General features: G+C 59.2%; 16 protein-coding genes and 1 pseudogene. 16 read left to right on the forward strand and 1 reads right to left on the reverse strand.

Translation table 11 applies throughout. The annotated features are described in order from the left end of the window. The first annotated feature begins 175 nt into the window (after nt 1-175). The 9 genes from NKH57_RS20975 to NKH57_RS21015 all read left to right on the forward strand — a co-directional run bounded on the left by NKH57_RS20975 (nt 176) and on the right by NKH57_RS21015 (nt 7,519). On the forward strand, nt 176-1,147 hold the full coding sequence (locus NKH57_RS20975) for a LysR family transcriptional regulator (protein ID WP_352946866.1): 972 nt from the start codon (nt 176-178) through the stop codon (nt 1,145-1,147). Next, nucleotides 1,144-2,613 carry an NAD(P)-binding domain-containing protein gene (locus NKH57_RS20980; RefSeq protein WP_352946868.1) on the forward strand — a complete coding sequence of 490 codons (1,470 nt, stop codon included), beginning with the start codon at nt 1,144-1,146 and terminating at the stop codon, nt 2,611-2,613. Before NKH57_RS20975 ends, NKH57_RS20980 begins: the two co-directional genes overlap by 4 nt. Beyond that, nucleotides 2,610-3,092 carry a CMD domain-containing protein gene (locus NKH57_RS20985; RefSeq protein ID WP_352946870.1) on the forward strand — a complete coding sequence of 161 codons (483 nt, stop codon included), beginning with the start codon at nt 2,610-2,612 and terminating at the stop codon, nt 3,090-3,092. The genes NKH57_RS20980 and NKH57_RS20985 overlap by 4 nt, the downstream gene beginning before the upstream one ends. Next, on the forward strand, nt 3,089-3,652 hold the full coding sequence (locus NKH57_RS20990; RefSeq protein ID WP_352946872.1) for a peroxidase-related enzyme: 564 nt from the start codon (nt 3,089-3,091) through the stop codon (nt 3,650-3,652). Before NKH57_RS20985 ends, NKH57_RS20990 begins: the two co-directional genes overlap by 4 nt. Before the next feature lie 57 nt (nt 3,653-3,709). Then, nucleotides 3,710-4,450, forward strand: coding sequence for an amino acid ABC transporter ATP-binding protein (locus NKH57_RS20995; RefSeq protein WP_352763424.1), 741 nt, complete (start codon nt 3,710-3,712; stop codon nt 4,448-4,450). Between the two features lie 24 nt (nt 4,451-4,474). Beyond that, nucleotides 4,475-5,302 carry a transporter substrate-binding domain-containing protein gene (locus NKH57_RS21000; RefSeq protein ID WP_352946875.1) on the forward strand — a complete coding sequence of 276 codons (828 nt, stop codon included), beginning with the start codon at nt 4,475-4,477 and terminating at the stop codon, nt 5,300-5,302. Nucleotides 5,303-5,369: 67 nt separating this feature from the next. After that, nucleotides 5,370-6,086, forward strand: coding sequence for an amino acid ABC transporter permease (locus tag NKH57_RS21005; RefSeq protein ID WP_352596104.1), 717 nt, complete (start codon nt 5,370-5,372; stop codon nt 6,084-6,086). Between the two features lie 17 nt (nt 6,087-6,103). Further along, nucleotides 6,104-6,796: an amino acid ABC transporter permease gene (locus NKH57_RS21010; protein WP_023809599.1), complete on the forward strand. Its 693-nt coding sequence runs from the start codon at nt 6,104-6,106 to the stop codon at nt 6,794-6,796. A 627-nt stretch (nt 6,797-7,423) separates the two neighbouring features. Further along, nucleotides 7,424-7,519: a YHYH domain-containing protein gene (locus NKH57_RS21015; protein WP_352547042.1), complete on the forward strand. Its 96-nt coding sequence runs from the start codon at nt 7,424-7,426 to the stop codon at nt 7,517-7,519. Nucleotides 7,520-7,949: 430 nt separating this feature from the next. Here the strand turns inward: NKH57_RS21015 and NKH57_RS21020 are convergent, their stop codons facing one another. Continuing rightward, nucleotides 7,950-8,768 carry an SDR family NAD(P)-dependent oxidoreductase gene (locus NKH57_RS21020; RefSeq protein ID WP_352883611.1) on the reverse strand — a complete coding sequence of 273 codons (819 nt, stop codon included), beginning with the start codon at nt 8,766-8,768 and terminating at the stop codon, nt 7,950-7,952. A gap of 295 nt (nt 8,769-9,063) precedes the next feature. Between NKH57_RS21020 and NKH57_RS21025 the strand changes: the two genes are divergently transcribed. The 7 genes and pseudogenes from NKH57_RS21025 (at nt 9,064) to NKH57_RS21055 (ending at nt 15,516) form a co-directional block, all read left to right on the forward strand. Next, the gene (locus NKH57_RS21025; protein WP_352946876.1) at nt 9,064-9,282 is read left to right on the forward strand and encodes a hypothetical protein; all 219 of its coding nucleotides are present in this window, start codon (nt 9,064-9,066) and stop codon (nt 9,280-9,282) included. 33 nt (nt 9,283-9,315) lie between these two features. Then, complete coding sequence (locus tag NKH57_RS21030; protein WP_502907322.1) at nt 9,316-10,281, forward strand: LysR family transcriptional regulator; 966 nt, start codon at nt 9,316-9,318, stop codon at nt 10,279-10,281. Between the two features lie 172 nt (nt 10,282-10,453). Then, nucleotides 10,454-11,479, forward strand: coding sequence for an L-glyceraldehyde 3-phosphate reductase (gene mgrA, locus NKH57_RS21035; RefSeq protein WP_352946877.1), 1,026 nt, complete (start codon nt 10,454-10,456; stop codon nt 11,477-11,479). Nucleotides 11,480-11,541: 62 nt separating this feature from the next. Further along, nucleotides 11,542-12,598: pseudogene (locus NKH57_RS21040) on the forward strand (aldo/keto reductase). A 19-nt stretch (nt 12,599-12,617) separates the two neighbouring features. After that, nucleotides 12,618-13,523 carry an NAD-dependent epimerase/dehydratase family protein gene (locus tag NKH57_RS21045; protein WP_352946879.1) on the forward strand — a complete coding sequence of 302 codons (906 nt, stop codon included), beginning with the start codon at nt 12,618-12,620 and terminating at the stop codon, nt 13,521-13,523. Nucleotides 13,524-13,755: 232 nt separating this feature from the next. Then, the gene (locus tag NKH57_RS21050; RefSeq protein WP_352546913.1) at nt 13,756-14,640 is read left to right on the forward strand and encodes an NAD(P)-dependent oxidoreductase; all 885 of its coding nucleotides are present in this window, start codon (nt 13,756-13,758) and stop codon (nt 14,638-14,640) included. 324 nt (nt 14,641-14,964) lie between these two features. Next, complete coding sequence (locus tag NKH57_RS21055; RefSeq protein ID WP_352946882.1) at nt 14,965-15,516, forward strand: cytochrome b; 552 nt, start codon at nt 14,965-14,967, stop codon at nt 15,514-15,516. The last annotated feature ends 170 nt before the right edge of the window (nt 15,517-15,686 follow it).

A 15,686-nucleotide genomic window follows, 5' to 3' on the forward strand; every position in this document is an offset into this window, starting at 1 on the left:
AAGTTTTTTCATCACGAGGTTCCGATTTGGAGTCACGTCGGTTTGCCCCAGCCGGTTTCGATCAAGGGCTCCGGCTCGGAGCCGGCAAGCGCCGTGTGAACATTAGTTTCCGCTTGACATATATCAAAAATGAATGAGACGATGTCAATCATACGGATTTCACATGTAGGGAGAAATGGAAACTCGGGACCTTCAGACCTTCCTTGCGGTTGCTGCCAGCGGCAGCATTACCAAGGCGGCTGACATGCTCGGGCGTTCCCAACCTGCGGTGACACGCACCATTCAGGATCTTGAGGCCGAACTTGGCTTCGAATTGCTGCACCGGGTCGGCCGACGGGTGCAGCTATCTGAAGAGGGTGTCGCATTTGAAGAAGAAGCGCGGCGACTGCTGATGTCCTTCACCGAACTCGCGGCGCGGGCCAAGATGATCGCCGCCGGCCGGGGTCGGATCCTGCAGATCGTCACAACCTCCGCGATCGGCACTGGCCTAATTCCGACGGCCATGGCCGAGCTCAAGGGTATCGAGCTTCCGCACGAGACGCATCTCGGACAGTTTCTTCCTTCCACCGTCGCCCAGGAAGTACGCAGCGGTCGTGCCGAGATCGGCTTTTCAAGCCTGCCGCTCGATACGCCTGGTCTGGATGTCCTGCGGCTCTATTCGGCGCCCGATGTTGCGGCCGTGCGGGAGGACGATCCGCTGGCTGAACTTGACGTCATACCGCTTTCCGCCTTTGCCGGTCGCCGCGTCGCCACACTGCTCAACCCCCTGCGTTTCCAGTTGCATGTCTCCAAGGCTTTGGCTGCCCGGGGCATCGATACAGGGCCAGTGATCCGGACGAATACTGCATATGGCGCGTTACAGATCGTGCGTCAGACCGGTGCGGCAGCCGTCATCGATCCCCTCACCGCTTATGGCGTCGCCCTGCCCGATGTCGTCATCCGCCCGATCGACGCAACCGTTCTCTTTTATTGGGGCGTTATGGCTGCCGAAAAACGTCCGCTTCGTCCAGTCGCGCAGGCGTTGATAGATGCGGTCGAGACGGTGGCTGAACGGTCGATCGTCGGCTTCAAGAAACTCGATCCGGCCCTCGCTGGTCAATTGGTGAGCGATCCTGCATCCGGCACAAATTACGGAACAGGAATATGAAGCATACCCCCGCCGCGCCAAATTTGACAGGTCTTGCCGCGCTCGAAGCACAGCTGGCGCAGGATCTCGACCTCCTCGAACTGCCTGCCAAGCCATGGGTCCCCGCGCGTTCGCACGATGGTGTTCCTGTGCGTGACGTCGTGGTGATCGGCGCCGGCATGTGTGGACTTGCTGCCACGGCAAAGCTGGTGCTGACGGGGATAACCAATGTCGTCGCCTATGACGCGGCTCCGGCAGGGCTCGAAGGGCCATGGGTAACCTTTGCCCGCATGCAAACGCTCCGGTCTCCAAAAACCCTGCACGGTCCGTCGCTCGGCCTGCCGCAATTGACGTTCCGCGCCTGGTTCACGGCGCAATGGGGCGTTGAGGCCTGGCGGTCGCTGGACAAAATCCCCAAGGGTCAGTGGATGGACTACCTGGTCTGGTATCGCAAGGTTCTTGGCCTGCCGGTCCGCAACAGCGTGCGCATGACCGGACTAGCCCCTGTTGGAGATCTGATTGCGATCGATATCGAAGGCGCGGAAACGGGCCGGGTTCTCACCCGTCATCTCGTTCTGGCCACCGGTCGGTCCGGCCTGGGCGGTTTTGCCGTGCCCGATTTTCTCAGCGCAATCGATCGCGCCTATTGGGCCCATTCTGCCGACGACATCGATTTCGATGCGCTGAAAGGCAAGCGTGTGGCAGTTATCGGCGCCGGTGCCTCTTCCATGGACAATGCTGCGACCGCACTTGAGGCGGGCGCCGGATCTGTCGACATGTTGATCCGGCGCAAGGAGATGCCGCGCATCAACAAGCTGACCGGCATCGGCAGTCCGGGTGTTGTACTCGGCATGCATGAATTGCCCGATGCCTGGAAGTGGAAGTTCTTCGACTACACCGCCTCCACCCAGACGCCGCCGCCGCGTTCATCGACACTTCGCGTGTCTCGCCACGCGAATGCCCGGTTCTTTCTGGACTGCGGCATCGTCGCGGTCAAGGAAGATGCGGGAAGCCTGCTGATCGAAACCACACAAGGGCCGATGCGCTACGACTTCCTGATCGCGGCAACCGGCTTTTCAAATGACTTCAGCGGCCGCCCGGAATTCGCGGCGATCGCCCCACATATCCGCATTTGGTCGGATGGCCGATATACGCCGGATATGGGGCCGGCTCGTGCAGGCATGTCCGATGCGCCGGATCTCGGTCCCGCCTTCGAGTTTCGGGAACGCGTCCCCGGCTCCTGCCCGATGCTGTCGCATATCCACTGCTTCAACGACGCCGCCATGCTGACGCATGGCAAGGTCTCCGGCGATATCCCGGCCGTCAGCGCCGGTGCCGACCGTCTGGTCCGCGGCATTGCCGCATCGCTGTTTGCCGAGGATGTCGAAACCCACTTCGCCAATCTGATCGCCTACGACACGCCCGAACTTCTGGGCGACGAGTGGGTCGATTCAACTCCCTTGCTGCAGAAGGAGGCTGCGTTGTGATCGACGCGATGGACAAGGCTGCCGGCCTTTCACCGGATGATACCCTCTTCGCCACAAGGCGGTTTCGGCCCGAATTCGTGCGAGGGGCAGAAGAATGTCGCCTCTCGGTGCTGCACCCGGCAACCGATCAGGGGCTGGCGCCGAATTTGCGTGTTGCTCTTGCCCGTCGCATGGCGGCCCTGAACGCCGATCCGGTCCTGGTGGCCGAATATGATGTGCAGCTGGCTCAGCTTGGTCCGAATGAGCAGCTTCTGGCCTTGGCCCAGGGGGGAACGGATTTGAATGAACCCCTGGCGACCATCGTTCGTCATGTTGACCTGGTCACCCTGACGCCGAAAAAGGCGGAAGCGAGCCATATCGCTCTCCTGGAGAAGGCTGGATTGAACAATCCTCAGATCGTCGCGCTCTCCGAGCTGATCGCTTTTGTCAACTTCCAGACACGGGTGGCGACCGGCTTGCGCCTGATGAGGCCGACATGATTTCCTCGGTTCGTCTGAAGCCATTGAATTGGCATCCGTACATCGCGCCGGTCGAGCTTTCCGAGGCCACGCCGGAACAGCTCGATGCGATGAAGGTTACGCCCTCCGCCAAGAAAGTTTCGGAATATGTACGGACCCTTGTCCATGATCCGGAAAGCTATCTTGCCCGCACGGTTCTGTTCAACGCGATCATGTACGTCGAGGGCGGGCTCGCCCGTCCCGATCGCGAACTTGGCGCATTGGGCGCATCAATGGTCAATGGCTGCAAATTCTGCGCCGTTGTTCACGCCCGCCGACATGCGGAGTTGACCAAGAGCGACGATGTGGTCACCGCGCTGTACCTCGACAAACCCGAAAAGCTTGGGCCGCGCGATGCGGCAATCTACAGTTTTGCCCGCCGCCTGTCGGCGGCCCCGTCGGAAGCGACGGCAGACGATATCGCCGCGCTTCGATCAGTCGGCATGGATGACCGCGAGATCATCGACCTGATCCATGCCATATCGATCTTCGGCTGGGCAAACCGGCTGATGCACGTTCTGGGCCATGCGGAGAGCGGGTGATGATATCGCATACGGTCAAAGCAGTCCGTCTCACACTTTCCGAAGGGCTAACCAGCAATGCTTGAACTCAAAGACGTAAAGCTGTCTTACGGAAGCACCCAGGTTCTGAACGGCGTCAATCTCTCGGTAAAGCGGGGTGATGTGGTGTCGATCATCGGCCCCAGCGGCACCGGCAAGACCACGTTGCTGAAATGCATCAACTATCTGGCCAAGCCGTCGTCAGGAACCATCGCCTTCGATCAGATTCGGATGGATTACCAGCGTGCCGACAAGGCCGCTGTCCAGGCGATCCGGTTGCGAACGGCGATGGTCTTTCAGCAATTCAACGTCTTCAAGAACATGACGGTCCTGCAGAACGTGATGGATCCCCTGGTCGTCGTGCAGCGCAAGTCCCCAGATGAGGCGCGGGAGATCGCCTTGCGGGAGCTCGAGCGGGTCGGCCTCGCCCCGAAGCGAGACAGCTATCCCTCCCAACTGTCGGGCGGCCAACTCCAGCGCACCGGCATCGCGCGCGCCTTGGCGGTTCGCCCCGACGTGATACTCTTCGATGAGCCTACGTCATCGCTGGATCCCGAGCTCGTCGGTGAAGTCCTGAAGGTGATCAAGGATGTCACCTCGTCAGGGATCACTTCGCTGCTTGTGACCCACGAGATGCAATTCGCAAAGAACATCTCCAACCGGATCGTCTTCATGGATCGTGGCGTGGTTGCCGCCGATGGCAGCCCGGCTGAAATCTTCGATGCACCTTCCAGCCCGCGACTTGCTCAATTCCTGCAGTCCGAACTCGCTTTTCAATAGCTCAACAAGAAGGGAACCTAAGAAATGTCTGCAATCACATCCAGTTTGTCCCGCCGCGCTGCCTTGGCTGTTGCCGGCGGCATCGCAATCGCCCTTGCAACCTTGGGGATCAGTCACGGCGAAACGGTCCGGACGATCAAGATCGCGACATCTGCCGAATCCAAGCCGCTGGCATGGGGCGCGATCGGCGTCGAACCGCAAGGCTATGAGCCCGATCTCCTGAGGGCGATCAATGCAAAGCTGCCGCAATACAAGTTCGAGATGGAAGGTGTCTCGGATATAGCGCAGGAAACTGGCCTCGCCACGGGCAAGTACGACATCGCGGTGGGTGGCTACTACAAGTCCCCCGAGCGCGCCAAGCAGTTCCTCATTCCGGAAAATCCTATGGGCGCCAGCCTGATGAAGATTTACAGCAAGAAAGACAGCGGCATTAAGGAAATGAAAGACCTGGTCGGCAAGAGGATCGTTCCGACCACGGCCGGCGGTGGAACCTACAAGTTCATCATGAATTGGCAGAAAGAAAACCCGCAATACAAGCTCGAAGTCACGGCATCGAGTGCCGGTATCCCCTACCCGAACCGGCTTGACGAAGTTCAGAACGGCAAGTTCGACGCTCTCGTCCTGCCGTCGAATCTCGGTGAGCAGACCGTTATCGAGCAAAAGAAACTCGATATCGTGGCGTCCGAACCAGTGTTCAGCAACAACACCTACATGCTGATCCACCGATCTGACGAGAACAAGGTTCTGGCCGACGATGTGAACAAGGTTCTCAAGGAACTGAAAGACGACGGCACGATCGAAAAGCTCTCGCAGAAGTGGTTCGGCGAGGGCATCGTCCAGTACATGAAATAGCACGGCCGTCGACGACCATATTCGCTAGTCAGCGGCAAGGCTGAATTGCAAGAAGGAGCGTTTCAAAGTGGATGTATCTGCTATGATTCCCGAGTTGCTCTCGGCACTGCCGCTGACGCTCGCCATCACGTTTACAGCCCTCATTTCCGGGTTCTGCCTGGCTCTCATCGCGACAACCCTCCGGGTCCGCAGAGTGCCAGTCATCAGTCACCTGGTGGACCTCTACGTGTCCTATGCCCGCAGTGTTCCTGTCGTACTGCAGTTGTTCGTCGCGTTTTATGGGCTTCCGCTGTTGGTGATCCTATTCGGCGCCAAAGATTTTATTTCGGCGACGATGGCTGCCATGGTGGGGTTGAGCCTCTACCACGGCGGCTATCTGTCGGAAGTCATGCGGCCTGCATACCTGGCCGTCGATCGCGGCCAGCACGATGCGGCCGACAGCCTTGGATATACGTTCCGACAGAAAATTACTCGCGTCGTGGGTCCTCAGGCGGTGCACTTCGCTTTGCCGGGCTATGGGAACTCCATCATCTACCTGATCCATAACGTTGCGCTGGTCATGTATATCGGGGCGGCCGACGTCATGGCGACCGCGCATCTGATCATGGAACGCGACTACAACCAGTTCCAGTTCGAAACCTACCTCGTCCTGGCGGTCATCTATTCGATGATGTGCCTGGTCGCATGGCTCATCGTGCGCTTCTTCGAGCTTCGATCACCGATGCAAGCGCCTGAGGCGACGACAACAACTCCGATCAAGAACGAGCTCCTCGCGAGCGTCTGACGTAAGGGTATTCAACCATGTTTGATACCGATATTTTGCTCCAGGACACGCAGGAAATTTTGAGTGCCGTACCCGTGACAATTGGAATGGCGCTCATGATTTTCGTCCTGTCGACGATAGTCGGCAGCATATTCGCGCTTATCGAATACAGACGGGTACCGGTGCTGCGAGAGCTCATCATGACTTACAAGATCGTCTTCAAGGGCGTTCCGATGGTCATCGTGATTTTCCTCGCCTATTTCGGTCTGCCGCCCGCATTCCAGTTCCTGTTCTCATTGCTGGGGATCAACTTCAACGCCCACGAAACCCCCAATTGGGTCATCCTTGTCGTTGCGATTACCGGCTGTGTCGCCGCGTTCCAATCGGAGATTATCAAGGGAGCCCTGAATGCATTCGACACCGGTCAGTCGGACGCAGCCCATTCGCTGGGCTATACGGGCGGCCAACTGTTCCGACGTATCCTATTTCCCCAGGTGGCCCTCACGGCAATTCCTGACCTGACAACTTCGATGATGGTCATCATGAAGGCCCTTTCTCTCGGATTCGCCATCGAGGTTGTCGATATCTTCGCCCAGTCCCAGTTGACCGCTGCGCTGAACTACTACTACCTCGAAGCCTTCGTGATTGCCGTCGTGATCTATATGGTGATTGCCTATATCGTCACACAGATTGCCGACAGGCTGGAGCAGGCGCTGAGGGTGCGGACGTGAGGCGGACGTGGGATAGAATCGTCAAGCTTCGGATATCGAGCCGCACCTGGGAGGCAATTCTTTCGGGGATGAAAAGCTTGAGGAGAAACCCAAGCAGCCGATGTATGTACCGGTGAGTTTCATGCGTTTGGTTGATAGCATCTTTTGTCGCTGCTGACGGGCTTCATGCCGACTGAAGCACCGATCGCGCGGTCGCAACCGCGCACAGGCACCTGGCATCCCACGTGCTTTGAAGGCATGTCGTGCTCCGCTTCAATCGGCTGGGCAGGCATTGTGGGCCGATAAACGGAGCCCACCAGTTCACCGTCTCTTAGCTCGGAAAGCTGCCGGCGAAGGATGTCGCGGTATCAGCCACGAAAGTCCAGCAGCTTCTGTTCTCCCGTGATCACACCATAACTTCGCTTGGAAGAATCGGCGATGTGTGTTGGGCGGCGGACCTGATGTCCGCTTGGCCGGCGCCGCACAGCCCAACAGCTCCCACCCTGACGCCGGCCAACTTCTTTTGCCGAACGCGAGAAACGTTCCCCCCAGGCGTTGTGCCGACGCACGAATAGTGCTTTGGTGCCGACATTACTTCGGAGGGGGAACATGAAAACAGCAATTATGGCCGCGTTGACCGTTTTGACTATGGCTCTTGTGACCAATGCCTATGCGCATAGTGGCGGCACTGATAGCAACGGGTGCCATACGAACCACAAGACCGGCGAATATCATTGTCATTAGTTCTCGAGCACCTTGTGAAGCGCCAAGGCCTGATCCCTGTCGGGGAGACGATACCTTCTTGTCCAGTCTGGTCCGCGACGTAGTAAACGGCGTCACCGTGCCGGGCATCGCCTCGCTGAAGTCAACTGATAAGGCCCAATCGCCTGCTATCTCAAGAATGCGGCTGTTTTCGAAGAGGGAAATGGTGCTCTCGCTCATCAGACGGGCTAACCCGCAAAGATAAAGACACGGATCGAACTGGTACTGGCCGAGAGCTGATGCGCCGGAATGGACCATGCGCATCTGACGAAAAGCGGCCCCGACCGCGCTGTCGTTCGGGCACAGCGTCCTCACCCGCTGAAATCTATCCAATCTAAAGGAATAGACGCGCAACAGGTTCAGCACCTTTGGCGAACTGGACCGGACCAATGGAGATGCCGGGACGTCACCCTTACGGAGTGTCGCCGACCATGCCTGAGAACAGGACTGACCCGCGCTGCTCGAGCAGCGACATCGACGTGTAATCCAGGATCGATAGGCCCCCGTCCGCGACCAACGTCTGGCCCGTGATGAACGAAGCTTCATCGCTCGCCAGGAACGCGACAGCCGCAGCAATTTCGGCCGACGTGCCCATCCGGCCGAACACGCTTGGCGCCACAGTCCAGTCGCTGGCACCAGACGCTGGCGCCGCTGCATCGGTTTCGGTGGCAATCCAGCCGGGACTGACGCAATTCGCCCGGATCCGATGTGGAGCCCCTTCGATGGCCAGCGATCGCGTGAGCGCTTCGACGGCCGCCTTGGCGACGCAGTACAGGCCCCAATTGCCATGCAACGTGGCCGTGGACGATATGTTGACAATCGCACCGCCGCCGAAATCCCGCATCACCGGCAAGGCGTAGGAGGCTACAAAATAGGTGGAGTCCAGGTTGGCGCCGCGCATCTTGTCCCATCTCGATCCGGGGCGATCGCCTGGTTCGATGCCGCTCCGGCGCGAACCAGCGCCTGCGTTGTTGACCACAACCCGCAGCCGCCCCCAATGGCCGATTTGGCCGATCAAATCCTCGACTTGATGTTCCTCTGATAGATCGCACGAGAAAAAGCGGGCTTCGCCGTTAATCGCCTTTGCTTCCACTTCAACGGCGCGGCCCTTCTCACGATCGCGGCCTGCGAACGCCACCCGGGCTCCCTCTTTCAGGAAATAGTGAACGATCCCGCGGCCTATTCCCGAATTCCCACCGGTCACGAGAACGTCTTTGCCTTTAAACCGCATAGTGCCTCCTGCAGACGGTGCAGATGCGCGCAAATTGCGGCATCTCTGATCCATTGCGCTGAGAAACGGTGGACCGAAACAGGGATATGCCTCGTTATTCAATTCCGCGTCAGTGCCACAGCGGATCGAGGATTAGACATCGAGCGGGAGTGAGTTCTTCCCTGGCAGCGGTATGAGCAATATCCGGCAGTTTTTTGAAGTCATAGGGCCTTTTTTGGTTGAGAACTGCTGTTAGGTCTGCTCGGGTTCGCTAGGAGTTCTAGAAAGAACCTTCGGCGCGTGATCTGGAGGGGCAATGATTTGGGCCGTCACCGGCTGCGTGCCAAATTTCGAGAAAGGCGCGGTCGACGAGTTTCCGCGTCCCCCCAATCCGACCGAAATCGACGAGTGGCTCGCTTTCAACGTGGAGAGCACCCGTCACGGCCGGCCAGGGCACGGTTCGGCGCACTCGTCGGCTCGACACGTCTTGCGGGTGGCGGCGGTATTTTTCTGTGGCATGGTGGATCAATCGTGAGGATTTCGATGTCGTCTGCTCAATGCCACATCGGTGATTTTTTATCTCTGGACCAACGCCCAGGCCGTGGCGATCTCGATGATGGGAGTTGTTATGTCGCTCAGTCGCGCTGAAGTGTACGACCTTTCGATATTCCTGCTCATCGTACAGTATCGCAGTTTTAGAAAGGCGGCGGACAATCTCGGCGTAACCGCATCAGCACTCAGCCACCGGGTGAAAGCGCTTGAAGAGCGACTTGGCGTAAGGCTGCTAAACCGGACAAGCCGAAGCGTTGCTCCAACGGTAGCAGGAAGCGCGCTTGCCGAAAAAGTGAGTGCTGGCCTCGATCTTATCAATTCCGGGCTGGAAGAACTGCACGGGCACCATGAAGGGACCGCCGGGAGTGTGCGGTTGAATGTACTGCGTGATGCGTCGATTTTGCTTTTGCGCCCGGTATTGCCGATCTTCCTGCAGCGCTTTCCCAACATCGAATTGGAGATTGCGGTCGACGATCACTTCGTCGACGTGACTGCGGAAGGTTTCGACGCTGGTCTCAGATATGGTGGCACGATACCCGAGGACATGATCGCCATTCCATTGACGCCACCACTCAAGTGGGTGGTCGTCGGTGCACCGCCCTACTTCGAGCGCCACGGTCGGCCGGAATTGCCCGACGACCTTCATTTCCATCAATGTATCCGCATCCGCACGGGGCGAGGGCAGATTTACAAATGGGAATTCGAGCAGGGCGACGATCGGCGCGAGATCGACGTTCCTGGCTCACTCATATCAAGTGAGTCGGCTTTCGCCATCAATGCTGCGATCGACGGCCTTGGTCTTTTTTATTGCCTGGAAAAGCTCGCTAGCCCTCACCTTGCAGCAGGGCGGCTGGAAGTGGCACTGCCGCAATGGTCTTCAATCGGCCCACCATTGTCCATGTACTATTCGAGTCGCCGGCAACTGCCCTTCGGCATCAGTGCCCTCATTCAGGTGATACGCGATATCAATCCGCTGAAATGAACTTTGCGGAGGCCGACCATGGGTGACAATCAATTGGGCATCGATGAGTACCGCTCATTGATCTGATTACCTATCACCCATTGATTCATTAATCGACGATGGTATTCAACCTCTCGAATGCTGCGCGGCCGATGGGCCGAAATGGCGCATGCAATACAAATACGAGGCTTGAATGTACGTTGCAGATGCCAAGAGATACCACGCGATTGCCTACCGCCGCTGTGGTCGGTCGGGGCTGAAGCTCCCACCGATTTCGTTGGGGTTATGGCAGAACTTCGGTGGTCAGGATGTCTTCGAGACCGGCCGGTCCGTGATCCGGCGTGCCTTCGACCAGGGAGTTACTCATTTCGACCTGGCGAACAATTATGGCCCGCCCTACGGGTCGGCGGAAGAGAATTTCGGACTGGTCCTCAAAAGAGACTTTTCGAGCCACCGCGACGAGATGATCATCTCCTCGAAAGCCGGTTGGGATATGTGGCCGGGTCCTTATGGGGCGGGAGGATCGCGCAAGCACCTGCTTGCATCGCTCGACCAGAGTCTGAAGCGAATGGGTGTCGAATATGTCGATATCTTCTATTCCCACCGCCCGACATTGGATGTTCCGCTCGAAGAAACCATCGCCGCGCTCGTGCAGATGGTACGGCAAGGCAAGGCGCTCTACGTCGGCATTTCATCGTATGGGCCAGATCGCACTCGGGAAGCCGAGCGCGTCCTGCGCGCGGAAGGAGTTCCCCTGCTTATCCACCAACCCTCCTACTCCATGCTGAACCGCTGGATTGAGGATGGGTTGCTCGATACGCTGGAAGAGCTTGGTGCCGGCTGTATCGCATTTTCGCCTTTGGCTCAGGGGTTGTTGACATCAAAGTATCTGAATGGCGTCCCGGACGGCGCGCGTGCAGCGCGTGGCGGCTCGTTCGACACAAAGCTGCTGAGTGATGCAAACATAGAGCGAGTCCGCGGACTGAACGCGATCGCAAGCGACCGCGGACAGACACTTGCCCAGATGGCGATCGCGTGGACCTTGCGAGATTCACGCGTAACGAGCGCGCTGGTAGGCGCGCGCAACGTGGCCCAACTCGATGATTCCCTCGGCGCTTTGGAGAATCTCGAATTCAATACCGAAGAACTCTACAAAATCGACAGGTACGCAACCGAGGGTGGGATCGATCTCTGGCGAGCTCAATCAAAGGCAGCCTGAGGAGACGTAGCATCGGCCCGCGGCGCGGCAGGCCCGATTGAAATCCCTGAAGGAGCAAGACTATGGAGTATCGCAAGCTTGGCAATAGTGGTGCCGTCGTCTCGGCCTATTGCCTTGGCACCATGACTTTTGGACACGAGTCCGACGAAGCTACATCGTTCGCGCTTATGGATGATTATGTCGAGGCCGGCGGCAATTTCATCGATACGGCCGACGTCTACAGTGCCGGCGTGTCAGAGGAAATCATCGGCCGCTGGCTGAAGAGCAAGCCAGGAAACGCCAAGGATCTGGTGATCGCCACCAAGGGTCGGTTCCCCATGGGCGCAGGACCGAACGATCTCGGCCTGTCGCGCAAGCATCTTGGGGCAGCGCTCGATGCCTCGCTCAAGCGCCTGGGCGTCGAGCAGGTTGATCTTTACCAGATGCAGGCCTGGGACGCGCTGACGCCGCTGGAGGAGACGCTACGCATTCTCGACGAGTCGATCCGTAACGGAAAGATCGCCTATTACGGGTTCTCGAACTTCCTGGGCTGGCATCTGACCAAGGCGGCGTGGCTGGCCAAAGCCAATGGCTACACGCCACCCGTGACGCTGCAACCACAATACAGCCTGCTGGTCCGCGACATCGAACATGAGCTTGTGCCGGCGTCGCTCGACGCCGGTATCGGCCTGCTGCCGTGGTCGCCGCTGGGCGGCGAATGCCTCTCAGGCAAATACAAGCGCGACCAGATGCCAACGGGCGCCACGCGCCTTGGCGAAAATCCCAAACGCGGCATGGAAGCGTTCGACGCCCGCAACGCCAGGCCGATCACCTGGAACGATTGGGGCGGTGGAAGATATCGCAAAAGCGCTTGGGGCGAGCATGGCGCAGGTCGCGCTGGCATGGGTCGCCGCACAGCCAGCGGTCACGTCGGTTATTCTCGGGGCTCGGACACGAGAGCAACTGGCCGACAATCTCGGTGCGGCCAAGCTGACGCTGACGGACGAAAACATTGCCGAACTCAACGCTGCGAGCAAACCGGAAATGTCGGAATATCCCTATGGAACGGGCGGCATAAGCCAGCGCCACCGCAGATCGAGGTGGCCGCTGACTTTGGCGGCAGGCGAACCGCATCGATAAACATCAAAGGAGGCTCACCATGTCCGCATCCGATACCCCAGGCAAGCGCATCATCTTTACCGGCGGCACCGGCAAGGCCGGCCGGCACGCTATTCCCTACTTGCTGGAGCGCGGCCACGAGGTGCTCAACCTCGATCTGGTACCGTTCGCCCATCCCGGTGTCAGGACGTTGATCACCGATCTCACCGACAGCGGGCAGACCTTCAACGCGTTGTCGATGCATTTCGACAGTAGCGGGCTCACCACCGGCAAGGGGCCTGCACCGGTGGATGCCGTCGTGCATTTTGCCGCCATCCCCGCCTTGTTGCTGCGCCCCGACAACGTCACCTTCCAGGCCAATGTCGCTTCGACCTACAATGTCATCGAGGCGGCTACAAAGCTCGGCATCCGCAAGATCATCATCGCGTCCAGTGAGACGACCTATGGCGTCTGCTTCGCCGAAGGCGACAAGGACTTCCACCAGTTTCCCCTGGAGGAGGATTACGATGTCGACCCGATGGACAGCTACGGCCTGTCCAAGGTGGTGAACGAGAAAACGGCGCGCGCCTTCGCCATGCGCTTCGGTACAGACATCTATGCGCTTCGCATCGGCAACGTGATCGAGCCGCATGAATACGACCGGTTCCGGAGTTTCGTCGCCGATCCGTTGTCGCGCAAGCGCAATGCCTGGAGCTATATCGACGCGCGCGACTTGGGTCAGATCGTCGATCTTTGCGTCCGTAGGGACGGTCTCGGTTTCCAGGTTTTCAACGCCGTCAACGACACGATCACCGCCGACGAGCCGACCGAGGCCTTCTTGAGGCGCTGGTGCCCTGACGTGCCGGTCACCCGCCCGATGGGCGAATTCGAAGCGCCGCTGTCCAACCGCAAGGCGCGCGAGGTACTCGGGTTCCGCGAGGAGCATGACTGGCGGAAATATGTCTGACGATGGCGCTGGCGCCGTGCGGGATACCGGCCGGTCGATCCGCTTGTCCCGGGGCAAAACGGCACCCGAGAACTCAAAGCACAGCCGTCGCGACAAAAAAATCGAGTAAGATCGTCCGCGCATGCGGGATGATCCCTGCGATCGGACCAGAGTCCGAGGCAGCATCGATCCCCACCCCGCAGCCGCTTCAGAGCGCTTACTGGATCTGGGCGGTCACCGACAAGGAAGACCCTTGAATGTTGGTTTCATTGGACTCGGGCGCATGGGTGCTGGAATGGCAGCCAACCTTTTGAAGGCCGGGCATGACGTTACCGTCTACAACCGGACGCCCGGCAAGGACGAGGAACTCGTCCAGATGGGCGCCCGGGCTGCCGCCGAGGTTGCGGAAGCCTGCGATGGCGAGATCGTCGTGACGATGCTGGCAGACGACCATGCGGTCGAAAGCGTGGTGTATGGCGATCAACGCGTGCTAACGAGCCTGGCCAAAGGCGCGATCCATGTCTCCTCCAGTACGATTAGTGTTGCCTTGGCGGAGCGGCTCACAGCTGATCACGCCGCAGCCGGCCAACGCTTCGTCGCTGCTCCCGTGTTCGGTCGGCCTGAGGCTGCGGCGGATGGAAAGCTCTTTGTCGTTGCCGCCGGCGAGCCGGAGGCCGTCACGACCGCAACTCCGTTCTTCGACGCCGTTGGGCAGAGGACTTTCGTTGTCTCCGAGACGCCCAAGGCCGCCAATCTTGTAAAACTCAGCGGCAATTTCCTGATCGCTTCGGTTATCGAATCCCTCGGCGAGGCGATTGCGCTGGTTAGCAAGGGCGGCGTCGATCGACACCAGTATCTCGATATGCTCACCTCGACGTTGTTTGGCGCTCCTGTCTACAAGACCTATGGCGGGCTGATCGTCGATCGAAAATTCGAGCCGGCAGGGTTCGCGGCACCACTTGGCCAGAAGGACATCCGGCTGGTGCTCGCGGCGGCTGAAGAACTGCGCGTACCGCTTCCCATCGCCAGCCTTCTGCGTGACCGTTTCCTGAGTCTGCTCGCCCATGGCGGCGACAATCTCGACTGGTCGGCGCTCGGTTCGCTTGCGGCAAGAGATGCTGGGGAGGCAGCAAACTAAGGACTCGATTCCGCGCCAGCAAAGGCAGACCAGGAGGTGGCCCACTGTCCAACGATCGACCTGACTGCGCATTTCATTCAAAAAGGATCGCAGACCGGGAGCGCTCTTGGGCGGCCACAGCTTTCTTGGATACTGCCCTGCGCGCCGCTGAACCGCTCGACGTGGCCAAATCGACGATCGCTGAGCACGCTCTTCCTGTACGGGCCGCCCCGTCGGCTCAGCCGCATCGTAAACGTCGTTGCGCTTGGATGAACAATTACTGCACAGGCACACTAAAGCCAGCTTCGGAGAAAATAGTCTCCGACACCGTTTCGGAGCCCTTTCATGTCGATATCAGGTACAAGAATTCGCTACGGCAGCCTCGCCCAGGCTTTTCACTGGCTTACGGCGCTGCTCGTACTCGTCGCCTTCCTGGTCTCGCAAGGCGGCCCTCCAACGCGCGTCTATGCGCCGGCTAACGCTGCCACGCTGCAGCTTCATGAATCGCTCGGTTTCACCGTTTTCATGCTGCTCGTCATACGCCTGGCGTGGCGTTTTTTCGACCGTATTCCGGAGTCGCCGCCCATGCCTCTCTGGATGGATGTTGCGGCGAAGATAACGCATTGGGCGCTCTACGCGCTGCTGTTCGCCGTCCCTGCGACGGCGATACTCGGTGCATGGTTTGGGGGCCGCCCGGTCACGGTATACGGCCTCGGCGCCCTTGGCCCATTCTTTGGCGCCTGGGGCCCCGGCGCATCCCTTGCCGAGATTCATGGCACGCTCGGCGATGTGATCATGTGGCTCGCGGGCCTGCACGCCGCCGCGGCTATCTTTCACCATGTCTTCCTACACGATCGCGTGCTGAGGCAGATGCTGCCTGGCTTGCCCAACTCGTAATCGGATCGTCGCCATGCTGAGCGAAGGGACGCTTCGAACCTGGCAACCGGGGAGACATTGCAGGGTGAGAAGTTCTATCCTCCACGCGAACCAGCAGGAGCGCTTGACGCACAGTTGACCCTTACGGCAGTTGCGTGCCACCGCATTCAGGCCTTCGGCCTTTACCTCTG

The sequence above is a fragment of the Mesorhizobium sp. M1050 genome, from assembly GCF_040318715.1.
Lineage (GTDB): Bacteria > Pseudomonadota > Alphaproteobacteria > Rhizobiales > Rhizobiaceae > Mesorhizobium.

Coding starts and splice junctions, on each gene's coding strand:
- NKH57_RS21015 (WP_352547042.1), top strand. CDS start 7,424: ATGGCTCTTGTGACCAATGCCTATGCGCATAGTGGCGGCACTGATAGC.
- NKH57_RS20995 (WP_352763424.1), top strand. CDS start 3,710: ATGCTTGAACTCAAAGACGTAAAGCTGTCTTACGGAAGCACCCAGGTT.
- NKH57_RS21010 (WP_023809599.1), top strand. CDS start 6,104: ATGTTTGATACCGATATTTTGCTCCAGGACACGCAGGAAATTTTGAGT.
- NKH57_RS21025 (WP_352946876.1), top strand. CDS start 9,064: ATGATTTGGGCCGTCACCGGCTGCGTGCCAAATTTCGAGAAAGGCGCG.
- NKH57_RS21055 (WP_352946882.1), top strand. CDS start 14,965: ATGTCGATATCAGGTACAAGAATTCGCTACGGCAGCCTCGCCCAGGCT.
- NKH57_RS21020 (WP_352883611.1), bottom strand. CDS start 8,768: ATGCGGTTTAAAGGCAAAGACGTTCTCGTGACCGGTGGGAATTCGGGA.
- mgrA (WP_352946877.1), top strand. CDS start 10,454: ATGTACGTTGCAGATGCCAAGAGATACCACGCGATTGCCTACCGCCGC.
- NKH57_RS21000 (WP_352946875.1), top strand. CDS start 4,475: ATGTCTGCAATCACATCCAGTTTGTCCCGCCGCGCTGCCTTGGCTGTT.
- NKH57_RS21045 (WP_352946879.1), top strand. CDS start 12,618: ATGTCCGCATCCGATACCCCAGGCAAGCGCATCATCTTTACCGGCGGC.
- NKH57_RS20980 (WP_352946868.1), top strand. CDS start 1,144: ATGAAGCATACCCCCGCCGCGCCAAATTTGACAGGTCTTGCCGCGCTC.
- NKH57_RS20975 (WP_352946866.1), top strand. CDS start 176: ATGGAAACTCGGGACCTTCAGACCTTCCTTGCGGTTGCTGCCAGCGGC.
- NKH57_RS20990 (WP_352946872.1), top strand. CDS start 3,089: ATGATTTCCTCGGTTCGTCTGAAGCCATTGAATTGGCATCCGTACATC.